Here is an 847-nt window from a genome sequence, read left to right as displayed (position 1 = left end):
CCTCCGACGTCCCGGGGATCTCCGGGATCGGGGGACCCGGGGACGCCGGGGAGACCGGGGACACCGACGGCGGCACCTTCCACGAGGCCCTGGCCCTGCCCGAGCAGGCGCTCGGCCTGGCCATGGGCTCGATCACCGGATCCGGCCCACGCGTCGTGGCCGCGATGGGCCGGCTGCTCGCCGGGCTGCGCGCCTACGCGGTGATGGAGGGCGAGGACCCGGTCGCGGTCCTCTCCGATCTGGAATTGCTGTTGCGCGTCACCGAGTCCGTTCGGTGCGCCACCGCCCTGTTCGGGTACGTGGAGCCGGCCAACCGGCGGCTGGTGGTCGCCTCGGCCGGGCACCCGCCCCCGCTGATCGTCGGCGACACCCGGGTGCAGTACGCGGAGACCACGCTCTCCGCGCCCCTGGGCATGCTCACCTGCTGGGAGGCCCCCAGCGTGGAGGTGGAGCTGCGCCCCGGCGAGACGGTGCTGCTGTGCAGCGAGGGACTGCTGCGACGGCTCGACGGCGGTGGGACGGGTGCCGGATCCATGGACCGCGCCTTCGCCCGCCTGCACGCCACCGCCGCCCGCGCGCCCGCGGCCGTCCGCCGGGACCCCGGGGCGTTGGCGGACCACGTGCTGCGGTCCCTGCCGCCCGCCGATCCCGCCGGATCACGCCCCGGCGGGGGCCCGGGCGACGCGGTGGTGCTCGCGGCCCGCTTCTGACCTCTCCGGCCGCGGGGTACCCCGGGCCCGTCGCCGCCCTGTCGAGCCCGGGACCCCCGCCATACGATGGGAAACGGTCCCCCCGACCGGCACCCCATCCGAGGAGGCACCCACGTGGCCGAGGAGCAGAACCCGAC

At 76.6% G+C, this 847-nt stretch carries 1 protein-coding gene; it reads left to right on the top strand.

The features are described 5' to 3' along the window. A partial coding sequence (locus FNQ90_RS25290; protein ID WP_182608442.1) for a PP2C family protein-serine/threonine phosphatase occupies positions 1 to 710 on the top strand: 710 nt, incomplete at its 5' end. Positions 711 to 847 lie beyond the last annotated feature (137 nt).

Origin of the sequence: Streptomyces alkaliphilus (assembly GCF_014141535.1) — a bacterium.
GTDB classification, from domain to species: Bacteria; Actinomycetota; Actinomycetes; order Streptomycetales; family Streptomycetaceae; genus Streptomyces; species Streptomyces alkaliphilus.
This window is presented reverse-complemented; position numbering and strand designations above follow the sequence as displayed.